Source organism: Sphingomonas sp. CCH9-F2, from assembly GCF_001556735.1.
GTDB lineage: Bacteria > Pseudomonadota > Alphaproteobacteria > Sphingomonadales > Sphingomonadaceae > Sphingomonas > Sphingomonas ginsenosidimutans.
The window spans coordinates 1-993 of sequence record NZ_LSJO01000700.1 but is presented as its reverse complement, the minus strand read 5'-3'; the positions used below and the strand labels follow the sequence as shown (position 1 = coordinate 993).

Sequence of the window (993 nt, the reverse complement as noted above, 5' to 3'; positions counted from 1 at the left end):
GTTCGGGGTCGATCCGCATCAGCCACACCGCTTCGCGCACCGCGCGCGCGCACCTGCGTGTCGATCAGATCGAACGTGGCGAAGGCGCGTCCGATCCGCCATGCCCCCGCGTGGCGCAGGAACGGCGTCGCGCGATAGCTGGCCGACAGCGCGTCGCGCGCCGCGGCGCTGTCGCTGCCGTCGCGCAGGCCGCGCACCCATGCCGCCAGCGCCCATGCCTCGCCCCACGCCGGGCGCGCCGCCGCCGCCATCGTCGCGCGCCGGTCGGCATCGTCGAGCAGCGCGCGGCGTTCCTGTGCGTCACGCTCGCGCAGCGCTGCGCGCGCGGTGGCCAGCGCCTCGGCGAAGATCGCGCGCGGGGGATGGAGGATCGACGGCGGCGCGGCCGCGGCGGCCGGCGCCTGCGCGGGCTGCGCCCGCGCATCGGCGGCGGCGATGCGCCCTTCTCCGGTCAGCACGATCACCGCGCCGGCGACCATCACAACCAGCACGCCGCCGACCGCGCGCGCGATCGACCGCGAGCGGTCGGGCCGGCGCGGCGCACGCCCGGCTCTGCCAAGCCTGCCGCGGGCCACGTCGCCTCCGCCCCGGCCGCGATCAGCCCGCCTGATAGTAGCTGGAATATTTCTTGGAATAATACAGGCCGCCGATCGCCTCGGCATCCGGATCGACCATCGTGAAGATCACGCCGACCACGTTCGCCCCGTCGCCTTGCAGCGATTGCAGCGCGGAACTGGCCGCCGCCGGCGGGGTCGAGTCCCAGCGGACGCACAGCGCGGTGGCATCCGCCAGCACCGCCAGGAACCGGCCATCGGCCAGCCCGACGATCGGCGGCAGATCGAGCACGATATGATCGTAGCGGTCGCGCAGCGCCCCCAGCAGGTCTTCCATCGCGCCGTCGCCGAACAGGTCGCCGGAGCTGAAATAGGGCGTGCGCACCAACAGCTGGTCCAGCCGCTCGGTGCCGCTTGGCGTGATCGCCTGGTCCAGCGA

Annotated in this window: 1 protein-coding gene and 1 pseudogene; both read right to left on the bottom strand. The window is 74.0% G+C overall.

Going from position 1 to position 993, the window contains the following annotated elements:
- Positions 1-575: pseudogene (locus AX685_RS20060) on the bottom strand (hypothetical protein); the annotation flags it as partial.
- 22 nt (positions 576-597) lie between these two features.
- A partial coding sequence (locus AX685_RS22995; protein WP_443026269.1) for a tyrosine-protein kinase family protein occupies positions 598-993 on the bottom strand: 396 nt, incomplete at its 5' end.